Origin of the sequence: Paenibacillus sp. BK033 (assembly GCF_004345425.1) — a bacterium.
GTDB lineage: Bacteria > Bacillota > Bacilli > Paenibacillales > Paenibacillaceae > Pristimantibacillus.
Map to the genome: position 1 here is coordinate 877,829 of NZ_SLVP01000002.1, position 15,377 is coordinate 893,205.

At 54.2% G+C, this 15,377-nt stretch carries 15 protein-coding genes; 2 read left to right on the plus strand and 13 right to left on the minus strand.

Annotated elements, in window-relative coordinates:
- Positions 1–21: 21 nt before the first annotated feature.
- The 6 genes from aroE to EV294_RS11010 all read right to left on the minus strand — a co-directional run bounded on the left by aroE (position 22) and on the right by EV294_RS11010 (position 7,171).
- Positions 22–903, minus strand: a complete 882-nt coding sequence (gene aroE, locus EV294_RS10985; protein WP_132306657.1) for a shikimate dehydrogenase — start codon at positions 901–903, stop codon at positions 22–24.
- 20 nt (positions 904–923) lie between these two features.
- Positions 924–2,048 (minus strand): ribosome biogenesis GTPase YqeH, encoded by a 1,125-nt coding sequence (yqeH, locus tag EV294_RS10990; protein WP_132306659.1) that lies wholly within the window; start codon positions 2,046–2,048, stop codon positions 924–926.
- Positions 2,045–2,569 (minus strand): YqeG family HAD IIIA-type phosphatase, encoded by a 525-nt coding sequence (locus tag EV294_RS10995; protein ID WP_015845593.1) that lies wholly within the window; start codon positions 2,567–2,569, stop codon positions 2,045–2,047. Before EV294_RS10995 ends, yqeH begins: the two co-directional genes overlap by 4 nt.
- 138 nt (positions 2,570–2,707) lie before the next feature.
- Positions 2,708–4,969, minus strand: a complete 2,262-nt coding sequence (locus tag EV294_RS11000) for a transglutaminase TgpA family protein (RefSeq protein WP_165930649.1) — start codon at positions 4,967–4,969, stop codon at positions 2,708–2,710.
- On the minus strand, positions 4,966–6,210 hold the full coding sequence (locus EV294_RS11005) for a DUF58 domain-containing protein (protein WP_132306663.1): 1,245 nt from the start codon (positions 6,208–6,210) through the stop codon (positions 4,966–4,968). The genes EV294_RS11000 and EV294_RS11005 overlap by 4 nt, the downstream gene beginning before the upstream one ends.
- Positions 6,211–6,214: 4 nt before the next feature.
- Positions 6,215–7,171 carry an AAA family ATPase gene (locus tag EV294_RS11010; RefSeq protein WP_132306665.1) on the minus strand — a complete coding sequence of 319 codons (957 nt, stop codon included), beginning with the start codon at positions 7,169–7,171 and terminating at the stop codon, positions 6,215–6,217.
- Between the two features lie 266 nt (positions 7,172–7,437).
- Between EV294_RS11010 and mprF the strand changes: the two genes are divergently transcribed.
- Positions 7,438–10,077, plus strand: a complete 2,640-nt coding sequence (gene mprF, locus EV294_RS11015; protein ID WP_165930650.1) for a bifunctional lysylphosphatidylglycerol flippase/synthetase MprF — start codon at positions 7,438–7,440, stop codon at positions 10,075–10,077.
- Positions 10,078–10,135: 58 nt separating this feature from the next.
- Here the strand turns inward: mprF and spoVAE (EV294_RS11020) are convergent, their stop codons facing one another.
- The 7 genes from spoVAE (EV294_RS11020) to EV294_RS11050 all read right to left on the minus strand — a co-directional run bounded on the left by spoVAE (EV294_RS11020) (position 10,136) and on the right by EV294_RS11050 (position 14,889).
- Positions 10,136–10,486, minus strand: coding sequence for a stage V sporulation protein AE (gene spoVAE, locus EV294_RS11020; protein ID WP_015845598.1), 351 nt, complete (start codon positions 10,484–10,486; stop codon positions 10,136–10,138).
- A gap of 6 nt (positions 10,487–10,492) precedes the next feature.
- The gene (gene spoVAD / locus EV294_RS11025; RefSeq protein ID WP_132306669.1) at positions 10,493–11,506 is read right to left on the minus strand and encodes a stage V sporulation protein AD; all 1,014 of its coding nucleotides are present in this window, start codon (positions 11,504–11,506) and stop codon (positions 10,493–10,495) included.
- Between the two features lies 1 nt (position 11,507).
- A complete protein-coding gene (gene spoVAC / locus EV294_RS11030) occupies positions 11,508–12,002 on the minus strand; it encodes a stage V sporulation protein AC (RefSeq protein ID WP_132306671.1) in 495 nt (164 codons plus the stop codon).
- A 147-nt stretch (positions 12,003–12,149) separates the two neighbouring features.
- Complete coding sequence (gene spoVAE, locus EV294_RS11035) at positions 12,150–12,500, minus strand: stage V sporulation protein AE (RefSeq protein ID WP_132306673.1); 351 nt, start codon at positions 12,498–12,500, stop codon at positions 12,150–12,152.
- The gene (spoVAD, locus tag EV294_RS11040) at positions 12,497–13,516 is read right to left on the minus strand and encodes a stage V sporulation protein AD (protein WP_132306675.1); all 1,020 of its coding nucleotides are present in this window, start codon (positions 13,514–13,516) and stop codon (positions 12,497–12,499) included. Before spoVAD (EV294_RS11040) ends, spoVAE (EV294_RS11035) begins: the two co-directional genes overlap by 4 nt.
- A gap of 2 nt (positions 13,517–13,518) precedes the next feature.
- Positions 13,519–14,004 carry a stage V sporulation protein AC gene (gene spoVAC / locus EV294_RS11045; protein WP_132306677.1) on the minus strand — a complete coding sequence of 162 codons (486 nt, stop codon included), beginning with the start codon at positions 14,002–14,004 and terminating at the stop codon, positions 13,519–13,521.
- Positions 14,005–14,028: 24 nt separating this feature from the next.
- Positions 14,029–14,889, minus strand: a complete 861-nt coding sequence (locus EV294_RS11050) for a DUF421 domain-containing protein (RefSeq protein ID WP_132306679.1) — start codon at positions 14,887–14,889, stop codon at positions 14,029–14,031.
- Between the two features lie 187 nt (positions 14,890–15,076).
- Between EV294_RS11050 and EV294_RS11055 the strand changes: the two genes are divergently transcribed.
- Complete coding sequence (locus EV294_RS11055) at positions 15,077–15,283, plus strand: DUF1657 domain-containing protein (RefSeq protein WP_127497128.1); 207 nt, start codon at positions 15,077–15,079, stop codon at positions 15,281–15,283.
- The last annotated feature ends 94 nt before the right edge of the window (positions 15,284–15,377 follow it).

Below are 15,377 nucleotides of genomic sequence, written 5' to 3' on the forward strand. Positions count from 1 at the left end.
TATCTTTATTGTCGCGTAAAGCTAGACAAGGGATTGCAATACGGTCTCGCGCATCGCTGCTGCAGGAGCCGGCTGCCCTGTCCAATATTCGAAGGCGTAAGCCCCTTGGTAAATAAACATGCCGAGTCCGCCATGCACGCGGCAGCCATGCTGCTCGGCGTCCAACAGGAACTTCGTGCGGAGCGGATTGTAGATCAGATCGCTCGCGACTGCCCCTGGCTTCAGCCATGATGCATCGATCGGGGTAGCATCGGTATGGGGATGCATGCCTACCGAGGTCGTGTTAATGACGATATCCGCTTCCCTGCAGGCAGCCTGCAGCTCGTCGTTAGCAATGGCACGGATATCCGCCAGTGACCGGAACGATTGCGCAAGCTCCTCGGCCCTCTCCACCGAACGGTTGGCGATCGTAATGCCGGAAGGCTGTTCCCCGGCAAGCGCGTAGACAATGCCGCGGGATGCGCCTCCTGCTCCAACAACGAGAATCCGCTTGCCCGCAAGCTCAGGCTCCGCTTCTTCCTTCAAGGACCGGACATAACCGATTCCGTCCGTATTATAACCGGTTAACCGGCCGTTATCGTTCACAATCGTGTTGACTGCTCCGATTGCCTGCGCACCCGCGTCAATCTCATCCATATACTTCATAATATCCAGCTTGTGGGGAATCGTCACGTTGACTCCCCGAATGCCCATCGCCCGAATGCCGGCAACAAATTCCCCAAGCTTGCCCTGCGTAATATGAAAGGCCATGTAGGCTCCGTTGATTCCCGTCTCGCGAAAAGCGCGATTCATCATAATCGGGGATTTCGAATGGCGAATCGGATCTCCGATTACGCCATACAGCACCGTTTGGCTGTCAATCCGGTTTCCCGTAATCCCATTGTCAAGCGCGGATACCGTCAATGTTCCCGTTCTCCTCTCTTCTATACAAGCGAATCGCGAAGCAGTACCTTAATGCCCTTAGGCGCATAGACGTCCACCACCGCGCCGGAAGTACCGTTCGCCTGAATCCAGCCCATGCCGGATACGAAAATATCCTTCTTCGCTCCCCGCGGAATACGAATCGAATGGCGGGTCCAAGCCGGCATCTCATCCAATTCCTCGCGCGACGGGCCGCCCAGCAGCTCTCCGCGGTGGTCAACGTAAAGCTGTTCCGCCCGCTCCAGCTTAGTACGGTGCACGCTGAGGGCATTGGAGATATAGAAGGTAAACGATTGACGTTCCCCTTCAACGAAGTCGAACCGGACCAAGCTGTTAATGAACAACGACTGTTTATCGTTTAGCTGGTACACCAGCGGCTTGATCGGCTTATCCGGCAGCAAAGCCTGAAGGAAGCCGCGCGGAACGATTTCCGTCATCCGGGTAGGATACACGATCCCCGGCGTATCGATAATCGATTTGCCGTCATCGAGTGGAATATGAACCGCGTCAAGCGTCGTTCCCGGGTAACGGGAGGTCGTCAGCTCGCGTTCCATATCGCTGTAATCATGGATAAGACGGTTAATCAAGGTTGATTTGCCGACATTGGTTGCGCCAACGACGTAGACATCCCTGCCCTTCCGGTGATGCTCGATCGCTTCAATGACATGCTCGAAGCCGATGTTCCGTTTCGCGCTGCAGAGCACGATATCCACCGTCCGGAGTCCTTCTGCCTTCGCCTGCTTCTGAACCCAGTTCCGAAGACGGTTCAGATTAACCGAACGTGGCAGCAGATCGACTTTATTGACTACCAGCACAACCGGATTATTGCCTACGAAACGCTGCAGGCCTGAAATCAGGCTGCCCTCAAAATCAAATAAGTCGACAATATGGACAACCAGGCTGTCCGTCGACCCGATGCTGCCGAGCAGGCGCAAGAAATCATCCTGATCGACCGTTATCGATGAAGCTTCATTATAATTGCGAATACGGAAGCATCTTTGGCAAATAACCGGCTCACGGTTTAACGCCGCTTCGGGCAGGTAGCCCGACTGTTCCGGATGCTCCGTCTGGAGCTTTACTCCGCAGCCTGCGCATGCATGCGACTGACTTTGCTGCTCTTCTCTCACTTCGTCTCCCCCTCATACCATGTCCCCTTTTTGCGCAAACGGGAAAGAACAAACCGCTCGATTCTCCTGTTCACGCGGGTCATTATTCCTTCGTCAGCAGGAGCAATCGGCGTGACCAGAATCGTATACAAGCCCATGCGTTTCCCGCCAAGCACGTCGGTAAGCATCTGGTCGCCCAGCACAACGGTCTGCTCTACGGGCAGCCCCAGCACGCTTAATGCTTTGTGGAACGCCTTATTCGCCGGCTTGCGCGCGGCATGAATAAACGGAATGCCCAGCGGATCGGCGAATTTGGACACTCTCGTCCTGTTATTATTCGACACAATGACAACTTTAAAGCCATAATCCCGAACCTGTTCCAGCCATGTCGTGAGCTGCGGCGTTGCAAGCGGCTCACGCGCTCCAACGAGCGTATTATCAAGGTCGGTGATGATTCCGCGGACACCTTTTTTGTATAGCTCGTCCAGCTGGATATCGTACACCGAATTTACCCGTAAATGCGGCAATAATCTTTCGAACATGCTGCCTTGCCCCCTCGAACTTCGCTCATCTCCTGCTATCTTACGAAACTATACCATATATTCGGATTTTGTTGCAAAAGAAATACCGCCCGGCAAAGCGAGCGGCAAACTTTCCTTCTATATAATATACGCCAATTTTTATAATTCCTCTTTAATCGCTTTGATCTTTAGAATAAACCGGTCCGTCTCGATGCTTGACGCCTGGACGGAGCTGTACTTCGCGCGCTCGAACTCGTCAAGCACCTCGCGAAGCAGCTTGTTCAGCCGGTGGTGGCTTGGCGACCATCTCTGGATCGCTTCGCGCAGCGTCTCATGCTCCTCTCGTTCATAGCCTTTGCGCCGGCAAAGACGCAGCAGCTTTTCGGTTTCCCATACAATCCGGTCATTGCCGGAATACGCGCGGTATTTGGAACGGAACCATGGCGTACGCAGCAGGATCAGAACGAGCACGATCAACGCAAGGACGGATGCGGATACCGTGCCCCAGAGAAGAGCCGGATGACTGCCTCCCGTGCTTTCGGTTACTTCTTCCTGCACCGGATCGGTATCGGGGGCTGCGGTAGGCGTCGGCAATGCTTCCTGCTGCACCTCCGTCACCGAGTAAGGGAAGGTGAAGCCTGCCGTAGGCTCGAACGGAATCCAGCCATAACCGTCGAAGTAGATCTCTACCCAGGAATGCGCATCCGAGTTGCGGACGGTATACGTGCCTGCCCCGTCCGGATTTAGTTCCGCTTCGCTCGGAATGCCTCCGGCGGACGGCACGTATTCCGAAGCAGGAAGCACGCCCGGGGCAAAGCCTTTTACCCAGCGGGCAGGCAATCCGATCGAACGGGACATGACCGCCATAGCCGTCGAGAAATAATCGCAATAGCCTTCCTTCAGTTCAAAGAGAAACTGGTCGACAAAATCCTTGCTGTCTCCGGTCAGCCTTGATTTGTCCGGTTCATTCGTATAAATGAAGTTCTGGCGGAGATAAGTTTCTATCAGCTTGGCCTTATCGTAATCGTTCACTGCCGAAGCCGTTAACGATACGGCAAGCGACCTTACGCGGCCGGGCAAGGAGGACGGAAGCTGCAAATATTGCTTGGTCTCTGCCGGATCCGGCAATTCCGCCTCCGCGTTGCGAAGTCCTTCTTCATCTAATACGGTTACCTCAGAGGTTACCGCATAGCTCTGCGGATATCTGCGCAGCGGCTTGTCGGACCAGATCAGCTCCTGCTCGTTAACCGCCCATTTCAGGCTTTTCGGCAAGACGGAAGCATCCGGATCGTCTACCCAATGAACAGCCGTTATGGGAGAAGCGCCAAACAAGACCGGATAAATATTATTGTTCGCCATCCGGACCTGCTGGTCCACCTTCATCGTCTCCGCCTTCTCGCGGCCTTCGATTAACGGGAGCTCCCAGTCTTTACCCACCGAGGCTAACCGGTTCCGCTCCGACTCGTCGTTCACCGTCCAGCCTGCTCCGGTGTATTCGGTCTTTGTCTCGCCTCTCCAGTAGCTCCGATGGTTGGTCGTAATCGTCATAACCGGCGAGTAGTCGAAATCAAACCCGCCGCCAAGCTCGGAATCATCGCGTCCATAGCCGGACTTGGTATTGCTGCTGCTCACGTCAACGGGAGCCGCGATGCCTTTGTCTCCGAGGAACACGTTAACCGTCTCGCCCTTGGATTCCTTCCACATCGTATAAGGATCCTGAATGATCGGCGAAACGGTCGGCATCAGAATACCGGCTGTCATCAGCACGGACAACACGATGACGATTGGCATCAGCAGCTGCAGCGGATATTCCGTAAGCTCCTTCCAGCTGTTCGGATGATGGCTTGCCAGCTTGTGCAGATGGTTGGCTACCAGCCAGAGCAAGCCCAAAAAGACAATCCATGCCACCTCATCCCACAACCAGATCGGAGTAAAAGAATCCGCAATGGTCAGAACGAGAATATTGACGCTAATAAAGCCGAATAACCGCGTCCTTGTTGTAATCCACCTGTCAAACAGGATATACACAACGAGCAGGGCACCGCTGATCCATATGAAGGGTTGCAGCTGCTCGGCATACCCCCACAGCGTACGGAACAAATCGCCAAGCCGGTTCTCTTGATCGGGAACGGTCAGGACGACCTTTTTCAAATCGGCAAAATAAGCCGTCGCGCCTAAGGCAAGCAACAATTGAACTCCAATCCGAAGTGCCTGCATGCTGCGCGGCAGCAGCCAATCGGCAGCGACGGCGAAGAGCAGCGTGAAGCTGACCGCGTAGAAGGTCTCGCTCCACCAGAAGCCCTCAAAGATCCGGATCGTATGGATAAGCATAAGAGCAATAAACAATTGCGAGAGCTTCGTATACCAGTTCGGCGTAACCTTGATAATCGCCGTACGGCAGAAAGTAAGCAAGAGGCTCATGCCCGGCCTCCTTCCAGCACGGCAGGAAGCTCCTGCAGCTGCTTCAATTCGAATAACGCCCAGCCCTTGCTGCGGATCATCAGGCGCCATTGTTCCTCCAGCCGCCTGTCGCCGCCGATATGTATCAGGCATGGCGTCAATCCTTTGCGGGAAAGCCATTCCATCGAGCGAACGGCTTCCCTGCCGGAGGTTCCGCTAATCACGATTGCAAAGGATCCGGGCTCCAGACGAGAGTCTGCTGCCGCTAGAGACTTGAACAGCCCTTGCTCGGCGTCGGCGTCCACAAAGGTTAAATGCTTCATTAGCGCGTTGCGCTGTTCCACGCCGGACTTCGGCGGGAGAATCGTCAGCTTCTTGCCGGATGACATTAGACCGATTGCCGTATCGCCCTTCAGACCGCTGTCTATAAGCGAAGCCGCGGTAGAGACCGCCAGCTCGAAGCTTTCCGCCCCCGGAATGGGGTAATCCGCGGCATATCGGTCAAGAATAAGGAGCGTGCGCGGCAGCGATTCCCTCTCGAACGCCTTCGACTTCCAATCTCCCGTCTTGGCCGTTGCGTTCCAGTGAATCCTCGACAAACGATCGCCGTACAAATATTCCCGCACGCCGTTGATTTGCGTCGTTTCCTTGGCTGCCCGAGGGGCGGCTGCGTGGGAGTAAGGTCCCCGGAAGCCGCTCTGAATGCTATGCCATTGGCGCAGAGGAACAATCTGCGGCAATACGCTGAAGGCTGTCTCGGAGCCGAATCGGCCGGAATGCTCAAACAAGCCGAATATGTCATGGGCAATGCATTCGGTTGTGATAAAGCGGTACTCCCCTCGCTGAAGCGGCGGCGTTTGATACAGCACATCGCCGGATCGCTTGAAGTTAGGGACGAAAGAGGCTTCGAAATGCAGCTGCTGGCCATTATGGCGCTGCAGCCGGTCTCTGACCAGTACATAAGGAATCGGATAGACGCCAGGTACCTTTACCGATAATTGGACATCCAGCGTGCTGCCTGCCGTGAGCGAATGGTCGCCGCCCGCGGCTGCCCCGGTCTGTCGGTAGCTTCGGATGCCGGACACGCGGCTGATCCCGCTCCAGCGGCCTAAAGCCAAATAAAGCAGCAGCACGTTCAAAATCATAAACAGCATTAATGCCGTTTTGCCGCCCTGAAACAATAAATAAAGCAACGAGGCGCCATAAAGGATTGCGATAAGTCTCCAGCGTTTACGGTTCTTCGTCTCTTTCACGGCGTTCATGGGATCACCGCTCCAGTCTGACGGGAACCTTTGTCTTCTCCAGAACCTCGGCAATAATATCCTCGCTCCGCAGACCGTTCATCCTTGCGTCCGTTTGAAGCAGCAGACGGTGGGAAAGTACATACGGCGCCAATTGCTTGATATCGTCGGGAGTGACAAACGTACGCTGGGCAAGGAAGGCGCTGGCTTTCGCCGCGCGCGATAACGCAATCGCGGCACGCGGGCTAGCGCCCAGCAGGACAAACGGATGCGCACGGGTAGCCCGCACAAGCTGAATCAAATAATTGCCGACGGCATCATCGATATGAACGGCTTGTACCTGTTCTTGGATTCTTGCGATATCTTCTATGGAAGTGATCTGCTCCATGCGGTCCGACGGATGGCCGGACTCTCTTGCCAGAATCATCCGCTGCTCGTCCGCTTCGTTCGGGTAGCCAAGCGTCAGCTTCATCATAAAACGGTCGAGCTGGGCTTCCGGCAGGGAATAAGTGCCCTCGAAGTCGATCGGGTTTTGCGTAGCAAGCAGGATAAAGGGAGCCGGGAGCATATACGTATCGCCGTCAACGGTGACATGCCCCTCTTCCATCGCTTCAAGCAGGGCGGATTGCGTCTTCGTTGTGGCGCGGTTAATCTCGTCGGCGAGCAGGACGTTTGTCATGACCGGTCCCGGACGGAATATAAACCGCTCCTGCTTCGGGTGATAAATCGACACGCCGGTAATATCGGTCGGGAGAAGATCGGGGTTGCATTGAATCCGCCGGAATTGGCCGCCGATTGTTCTCGCAAGCGCTTTCACCAGCTGGGTTTTTCCCGTTCCGGGCACATCCTCAAGCAATACGTGGCCACCTGCAAGGACGGCTATCATTAAACGTTCGATTTCGTTCTGTTTTCCGAGAATGCATTCATTCAAGCTATTTAGAATTAAGGAGCATAATTGCATATCGGCAAGGCGTGTTTCCATGGACATACCTCCTGCGAAATAGTGGATGCAAAAAATAAGGGGATTTAGTACCATTTTACAGCAGTTCCTTCGGGTAGCACAAATGAACGAACTGCCGAAAAAAATTGGAGGATTCCACATAACGCCTGCAACGAATCGCCTTGTTGCTGTAAAAGTGGGAATCGGTATTCTCATATGATATATTGGCAATATCTTCACTTTTAGACGAACGAAAGAACGAAAAGGTTCTGTTCGCCATTAACATTCCCTTAAGAAGGTGCCACAGTTTGCTGACTCATCTATCGCGTTTTACTAACCGGTTCAAAAACGTATTCAAACTGCTGTTCCCCGTTGCCATCCTGCTCTTCCTGTACACGCAAACGAGCGGCTTCATCAAGGAGATCAAGCCGGCGGCGGCTCTCCACCTGCTGAAGCATCTTCACTGGAGCGACCATATTCAGCTGGCTGCCGTCTGTTTCCTGGCGGTTGCGGTCATGTCGGCTTATGACTTCGCGTTAGTCAGATGGAACCAGGCGCGCATGCCCTGGACTGCCGTGTTCAAAATAAGCTGGATCGCCAATTCCTTCAACAATGCCATGGGCTTTGCCGGATTAACGGGAGCGGGACTGCGCGTTACGCTGTACCGCAAATGGGGCATTCAAGGCCCGGCATGGCTGCGGTCGCTGGTGTACCAGTCCTTATCCGCCCTTTCCGGCTTGTCTATTCTCTCCATCTTGCTGCTTGTTGGCGTCTGGAATGACCGCAGCCTTCTTGCGCATCATCTCTGGCTGTATCTGGCCGTCATTCTGATTGCCGCGTATGCGGTGCTGTTCGCCTTACTCGGCAGATTGCCCCGGCTTCGCAATCTGCTTGGGCTGACCGATAAGGAACAGGAAGATGACGTTTCCTTATCGAAGCCGCCGGCGCTTCGCATGATAACGGCCTCTTTGGCGGAATGGCTGATGGCCGGCCTCTGCTTCTGGCTGATTATCCACTTGATGCATCTGCCAATCGGATTCCGGGAAGCCATGAGCATCTACGTCGTGGCTGCCGTTGCCGGCGTTGCGAGCTTTGTGCCGAGCGGACTGGGATCCTTTGACGCGATTGTCCTGCTGGCATTCCAGCATCTCGGCTTATCGCCCGATCAAGGTCTGGCCGTGCTTGTGCTTTACCGGATTTTTTATTGCTTCCTTCCGTGGGCGATCGGACTTGCGCTTGCGACAACCGAATGGATTCCGAATAAGAAACGCTGGACTCAAACGCAGGAGCAGGTACTGAAGCCCGCCATCAAACGTTGGCATACGGTCTGGAATTGGCCTAGCCAAACGGCTGTCCTAAGCGATATAAGCACTTGGGCGCTTTCGGCTCTTGTCTTTATAAGCGGCATCCTGCTGCTGGTCTCGTCCGCTACGCCCGGCAGCTGGCACCGGATGCAGCTGCTCGAGCAGTTCGTCACGCCTTTTACGATGAAGGGCTCCCACCAGCTGGCCGTTCTCATCGGACTGCTTATGCTGATGGTATCCGAGGGAATCCGTTTCCGCGTCAAAAGAGCGTACTTCCTGGCCATGATCCTGCTGATCGGCGGTACGCTCGCTTTGATTCTGAAGGGCTTCGAATTCGAAGAAGCCATCTTTCTTCTGTTTGTATGCCTGCTCTTATGGCTGTCCAAGGACCGGTTCAACCGGAAGGAAGCGATCTTCACCTTGCGCAAAACGATTGGCTGGGCAGTCATCTCGCTTATCGTGATGCTGCTGTACCTGTCTGTCGGAATATCGACCAACGAGCTTCCGCCCGGCATGCTCCATCATGCCAAGTGGCATGCCCGTTACTCGCTGAAGGATGAAGAGCTGCTGCGCGAGGGGATCATTGCGCTTGCGATCAGCTGGATTCTGCTTACGGTCCGCAGAATATTCGTCCCAAGCCTCCCGCCCGCCCCTAAGCCGGTGACACAGGATTGGGAGAAGCTGGAGCTGCTGCTCGCCAAGCATCCCGGCAATTTTCTGACTCATCTGCTGTATATGGGCGACAAGAGCTTCATGTGGTCGCCGGACAATCAAGCGGTACTCGCTTACGGCCGCATCGGCAAAACCTTAGCAGCGCTTGGCGATCCGATCGGCGACCCGGCTTCCGTCCGGCTGCTCGTGCGACAATTCCGCGATTACGCCGATCATTACGCGGCGACGGCCGTCTTTTACCAGGTGAAAGCCGAAAACCTGCCGCTCTATCACGAGTACGGCTACCGGTTCTTCAAGCTGGGAGAAGAAGCGATTGTTCCATTGGATCGGTTCCAGTTATCCGGCAGGCGCAAAGCGGATTTGCGGGCCGCTTGCAATCGGTACGAGCGCAACCGTTATACGTTTGAAATGGTGAAGCCGCCATTCAGTACCATGCTGCTGTCCGAGCTTAAGGCGGTGTCCGATGAATGGCTGGGTGACGATAAAGAAAAGGGCTTCTCGCTCGGAACCTTCTCCGAAGCTTACCTGGAGCTGGCTCCGATTGCCATCCTGCGGGATAACGACAACCATGTCGCGGCATTCGCCAGCCTTATGCCGGTGTACGATCGCAACAAATCCGTCTCCATAGATTTGATGCGCCACCGGGACGGCCTTAGCGGCGTCATGGATGTTCTGTTCGTTCAATTGCTGCAATGGGCTAAATCGGAAGGTTACGAAGTCTTTAATCTGGGGATGGCGCCTCTCTCCAGCGTCGGAGAATCGGTCTACGCCTACCGCGGGGAGAAGCTCGCAAGATGGGTGTTCTTGAAAGGAGGCCACTTCTACGGCTTCCAGGGCATCCGGCGCTTCAAGGACAAGTTCGACCCGGAATGGGAACCGCGTTATCTGGCGTTTCCTCAGAACAGCCTCTTCCCGAGGCTTATCATTCAGGTAACGAGATTGATCTCCCGCGGGACCGGAAGCGGCAGATAAATCATGCCTTGCGAAGAAAAAGCAGGTTTGCCCCTATGCGGCAAACCTGCTTTTTCGTTTATCCCTTCGGACGGACAACGAGGGCCGCCAGGAAGGAGAATATAATCGCCGCGGAAATACCGGCGCTGGTTACTTTGAATATGCCGGAGATAACGCCGATCCAGCCGGAATTTTGCAGCTCGGTCAAAGCGCCGTGAACAAGCGCATTGCCAAAGCTGGTAATCGGCACGGTTGCGCCAGCCCCCGCAAAGCTGACGAGCGGTTCGTACCAGCCGAGACCGTCGATGATCGCCCCTGCGACGACAAGCGTGGCCATCGTGTGAGCCGGGGTCAGCTTCACGACATCAAACAGCAGCTGGCCAACGACGCAGATCGCCCCTCCTACAACAAATGCCCATAGAAATTGCATGATGATCTACTCCTTTCCGCCGCTTATCGCAACGGCATGCGCAATGCAAGGGATGCTTTCCCCTTGCTGGAAGGAAAGCGGGGATAATAAAGCGCCTGTCGCAACGACAAGGACGCGCTTCAGTTCTCCGCTGGCGATTTTTTTGAGAATATGCCCATAGGTTACAACGGCCGAGCAGCCGCAGCCGCTTCCTCCGGCCTGTACCTTCTGCCGCTCCACGTCATAGACCATCAGTCCGCAATCTTTGAAAGTCGTCTCATCCATCGGAACCCCGTCACGGATAAGCAGCTCCTTGGCAAGCGGATGCCCGACGCTGGCGAGATCTCCGGTCACGATCAGATCGTAATCCTTGGGCGTCCGTCCCGTATCGTTAAAATGTGCTTGAATGGTATCCACCGCTGCAGGCGCCATTGCTGCTCCCATATTAAACGGATCCTTGATGCCCAAATCCACAACCTTGCCGATTGTGGCATATTCAACCACGGGACCCTCGCCCGCCGCGGCAACGACAACGGCGCCGGCACCGGTTACGGTATACTGCGCGGTCGGCGGCTTCTGCGAGCCGTATTCCGTCGGATAGCGGAACTGCTTCTCCGCCGTGCAGTTGTGGCTGCAGGTCCCGGCCAGCACGTATTGCCCCGCACCCGAATCTACCATTAAAGAGGCAATCGCCAGCGACTCCATCGAGGTCGAGCAAGCGCCAAATACGCCGAGATTGGGCACGCCTAGCGTTCTGGCCGCAAAGCTGTTGCTGATAATCTGATTCATTAGATCGCCGCCGACATAGAACTGCAGCTGATCCTTGGCGATCTTCGCATTGTTGAGCGCAAATTCCGATGCCTGCTCCAGCAGCAGCCGTTCCGCTTTCTCCCAGCTTTTCTGCTGCATGTCGAGCTCCGGATGCACGAGGTCGAAATCAGCTGCGAGCGGTCCGTCGCCTTCGTCGGGACCGACAACGGCAGCCGCCCCGATAATGACCGGGCGGTTCTCAAACTTCCATGTTTGTTTTCCTTGCAGCATCTTAATGTGCACCACCCGTCCCAAAAATCAGATGGGCGATGCCGACGAAAAACGCCGCAACGGTACCGTACACGATAACGGAGCCGGCCAGCTTGAACATATTTCCTCCCACGCCAAGCACCAGCCCCTCGCTGCGGTGCTCGAGAGCGGCGGAGCACATGGAGTTGGCAAACCCGGTTACCGGCACCGCAGAGCCGGCGCCGGCAAACTGGGCGATTTTGTCGTAAACGCCGATGCTCGTCAGGATGACGGAAATAATAATCAGCACGGCAACGGTTGGATTGCTTGCATCCTCGGCCTTCATGTGGGCCAGATGGATAAAGAGCTGCTGAATCGCCTGCCCCAGGACGCAGATGGCGCCGCCTATAATAAACGCGCGAATACAATTGCCAAATATCGAACGCGAAGGCTCGCGAGTTTTCGCAAAGGCTTGGTATTCCTTTGGCGACATGGACATTTTGCGGTATTTTCCGCCTCCGGCGCTTTTTACTGCCATAACGTTACACTCCTTTTTTATGTACACATGGTAAGTACATTATTTGTCAACGGAAGAAAGGATATGTATGGGAGGGTGAAAAGCTCCAGCGACCATAAAAAAACCTCCGCAGCTGACTGCGAAGGTTCATAGGGTTAGATGATTCGTTCAGCCTTTAGGCTTGACGAACAAAGCGGCGATGAAGGAGAAAATAATCGCGGCGGACACGCCGGCGCTCGTCACCTTGAAAATACCCGTGATGATGCCGATCCAGCCGGTCTTCTTCATCTCGTCCAGCGCCCCGTGAACAAGCGCGTTGCCGAAGCTGGTAATCGGAATGGATGCGCCAGCGCCGGCAAATTTGATCAACGGGTCGTAAATGCCGACACCGTCTCCGATCGCGCCAAGCACGACAAGCAAGGTCATCGTGTGGGCAGGCGTCAGCTTAAAGACGTCAAAACAGATTTGGCCGATGACGCAAATCGCTCCGCCAACCAGAAAAGCCCATAAGAAAATCATAGCTCCCTCACCTCATTCTCGATGGAAACCGCATGCGCAATGCATGGAATCGTCTCCCCCTGTTGGAAGGAGATTGGCGATAAGAGCGCGCCCGTCGCAACGACAAGAATGCGGTTCAGCTCCTTCTCGCGCATCCGCCGCAGCAAATGCCCGTACGTAACGGTTGCCGAACAGCCCGCGCCGCTGGCGCCTGCCTGCACCTGCTGCTTCTCATAGTTATACATCATCATGCCGCAGTCCTTGTACACGGTCTGATGAATAGGAAATTTATTTTTTTCGAACAATTCGTTCGCGATTGCATAGCCAACCTTGGATAAATCTCCCGTTACAATCAGATCATAATAACCGGGCTCTATGCGAAAATCGCGAAAATGAGCTTGTATCGTATCAACCGCCGCCGGCGCCATTGCCGCCCCCATATTAAACGGGTCGCTGATGCCCATGTCCACGACGCGTCCCAGCGTAGCCGAGGTGACATAAGGGCCGTCGCCCTGCTGCGATAAAACGCTGACTCCCGCTCCCGTTACGGAAAACTGAGCGGTTGGCGGCTTCTGGGAGCCGTATTCGGTCGGATAACGGAACTGCTTCTCCGCGGTAGCGTTATGGCTGCAAGCGCTCGACATGACATATTTGGCCGAGCGCGAGTTAACCAAATTAGCCGCGATTGCCAGACTTTCCATGGAGGTGGAGCAGGCTCCAAAAACGCCGATATACGGAATTTGCAGCGTTCTTGCCGCAAAGGTGGAGCTGATGATCTGGTTCATCAGGTCCCCTCCCACCAGAAAGTTGATGGACTCCTTCGTTATCTTGGCCTTCTCGATGGCCAGATTCGCGGCTTCCTCCAATAAGGTCCGTTCGGCTTTTTCCCAGCTGTCCTGACCAAGCCGGAGATCGCCGTGGACAATATCGAAGTCATGGGCTAACGGGCCTTGCCCTTCGAACGGACCAACAATAGCAGCCGTCCCTGCAATGACGGGATGATTCTCAAAGAGCCAGCTTTGATGGCCTTTCAGCATGATTAATGTCCTCCTCCAACGGCATGAGGATTAAAGATCAGGTGAACAATGCCTACGACAAAAGCCGCAACTACGCCAAAAACGATAACCGGACCGGAGATTTTGAACATTTTCCCGCCTACGCCAAGCACAAGTCCTTCACTCCGGTGCTCGATAGCCGCCGAAGACATCGTATTGGCGAACCCGGTAACGGGAACGGCGGAGCCGGCTCCTGCCCATTGCGCGATTTTATCGTAGATTCCCAAGCTGGTTAGCACGACGGACAGGAAGATCATCACCGCTACCGTGGGATTGCTGGCCTTCTTCTCGTCGAAGCCGGCCCAATGGACAAACATTTCCTGGACGGCTTGGCCGATAATGCAAATCAAACCGCCCACCAGAAAAGCCTTGAGACAGTTAATGAAAATGGGGCGTTTAGGCTCATGCTTTTTCGCAAGCTCCTGATACTCCTGCTGTACCGGGGTGAACTTCTTTTTATTGCTCGACATCTCCTAACCTCCTGGCTATTCAAGTCAATGATGCAGTAATGGTTTCATCCTGGTTATGACCTGCCGCATTTCTTGCGCGCAACGTTCATACATGTGCTTCGCTTCCTTATTTTTGGTCGAGAGTCCGAACAGCTCCAAATCGGCTTCGATCTTCTTCAATAAGGCATACAGCTCGGCCTTAAGCTGGGGCTGGGGGACCTTAATATGGTCATCGTACAGGTCCACATACAGCTGACGATACGCATCAACCTGTCCGATAAAGACATTGTCGAGCGATACGCCGATTTTCTCGAGTTCGGTTGTAAGCCATCTTCGGTTTAGGCCAACGGTAGAGAGCGGCTCATCCATGATTTTGCCGTCCATAATAACCGTTTGGGGCTCATGCTCGGGGGCAACCTTAATACCGAGATGCGCAGCGGTAAGCGGCTGGTTCTCCCTCGTAAGAAGCACGCTGATATCACCGCTTGGCTCCATAATCGCAAACTCGACATCCGCTACCCGGAATACATCCTTCTTGCGAAGCTGCTCCAGCAGCTCGTCGGATGTCAGCCGTTCCTTCTTCAAATTGTCCTCAAGCACTTTGCCGCCTTTAATCAGAACAGTTGCCTTACTGTCAATTAGGTCGCGTCCTTTCTTGCTCTTAAGCTGCAGGAACTCTATTCCGATTGAAACAAGCACCCATACACCAAGCGAGATTAGACCCAAATACCAGTTTGCCTCAAGATCAAGCGATACGTAAGCCGCAAGGTTCCCGATCGAAATTCCGGTAATGTATTCAAAGAAAGAAAGCTGGGATATTTGCCGCTTGCCCACTAATTTCGTCAGCAGGAACAGGACAAATATCGCCAGAAAGGTGCGTAGAGTAACCTCTAACCATTGCTGCACAATTCTTTTCCCCCTGTCGCTTGTTTCTACGTTTAGATTATTTGTCAAAATGCAGATGGCAACTCGAAAAACCATTTTCCACAGCAGGAAAAAGGTTCAGGCGGGCATGGCGTTAATTTCCATGAATGCCAGAAGTGAAAGGCTGACATATTAGTTTTGTTGTGAAGTTCTTAAGGAGGTGTTGGACATGACCGTAGCATCCGATGTAAAAACTTGCGTTGCCTCTTTGAAGAGCGCGCAGGCAAGCCTGGAGCAATTCGCCCTTTCCACTGAAAACAAAGCGGCAAAGCAGATGTTCGAGCAGGCGGCGCAACAAACGCAAACCATCGTCGATCAAGTGGCCAGCCGGGTAAAAGAGCTGGAAAACGAAGAGCCTCAGTATGTAGGCTTCTAGAAAAATAAATGGCCGTGCGATAAGAACGCACGGCCATTTTTCGATATTTAAGTTAGAAGCAAAAGAACAATAAAATGACGAGAAGCACGTAAAG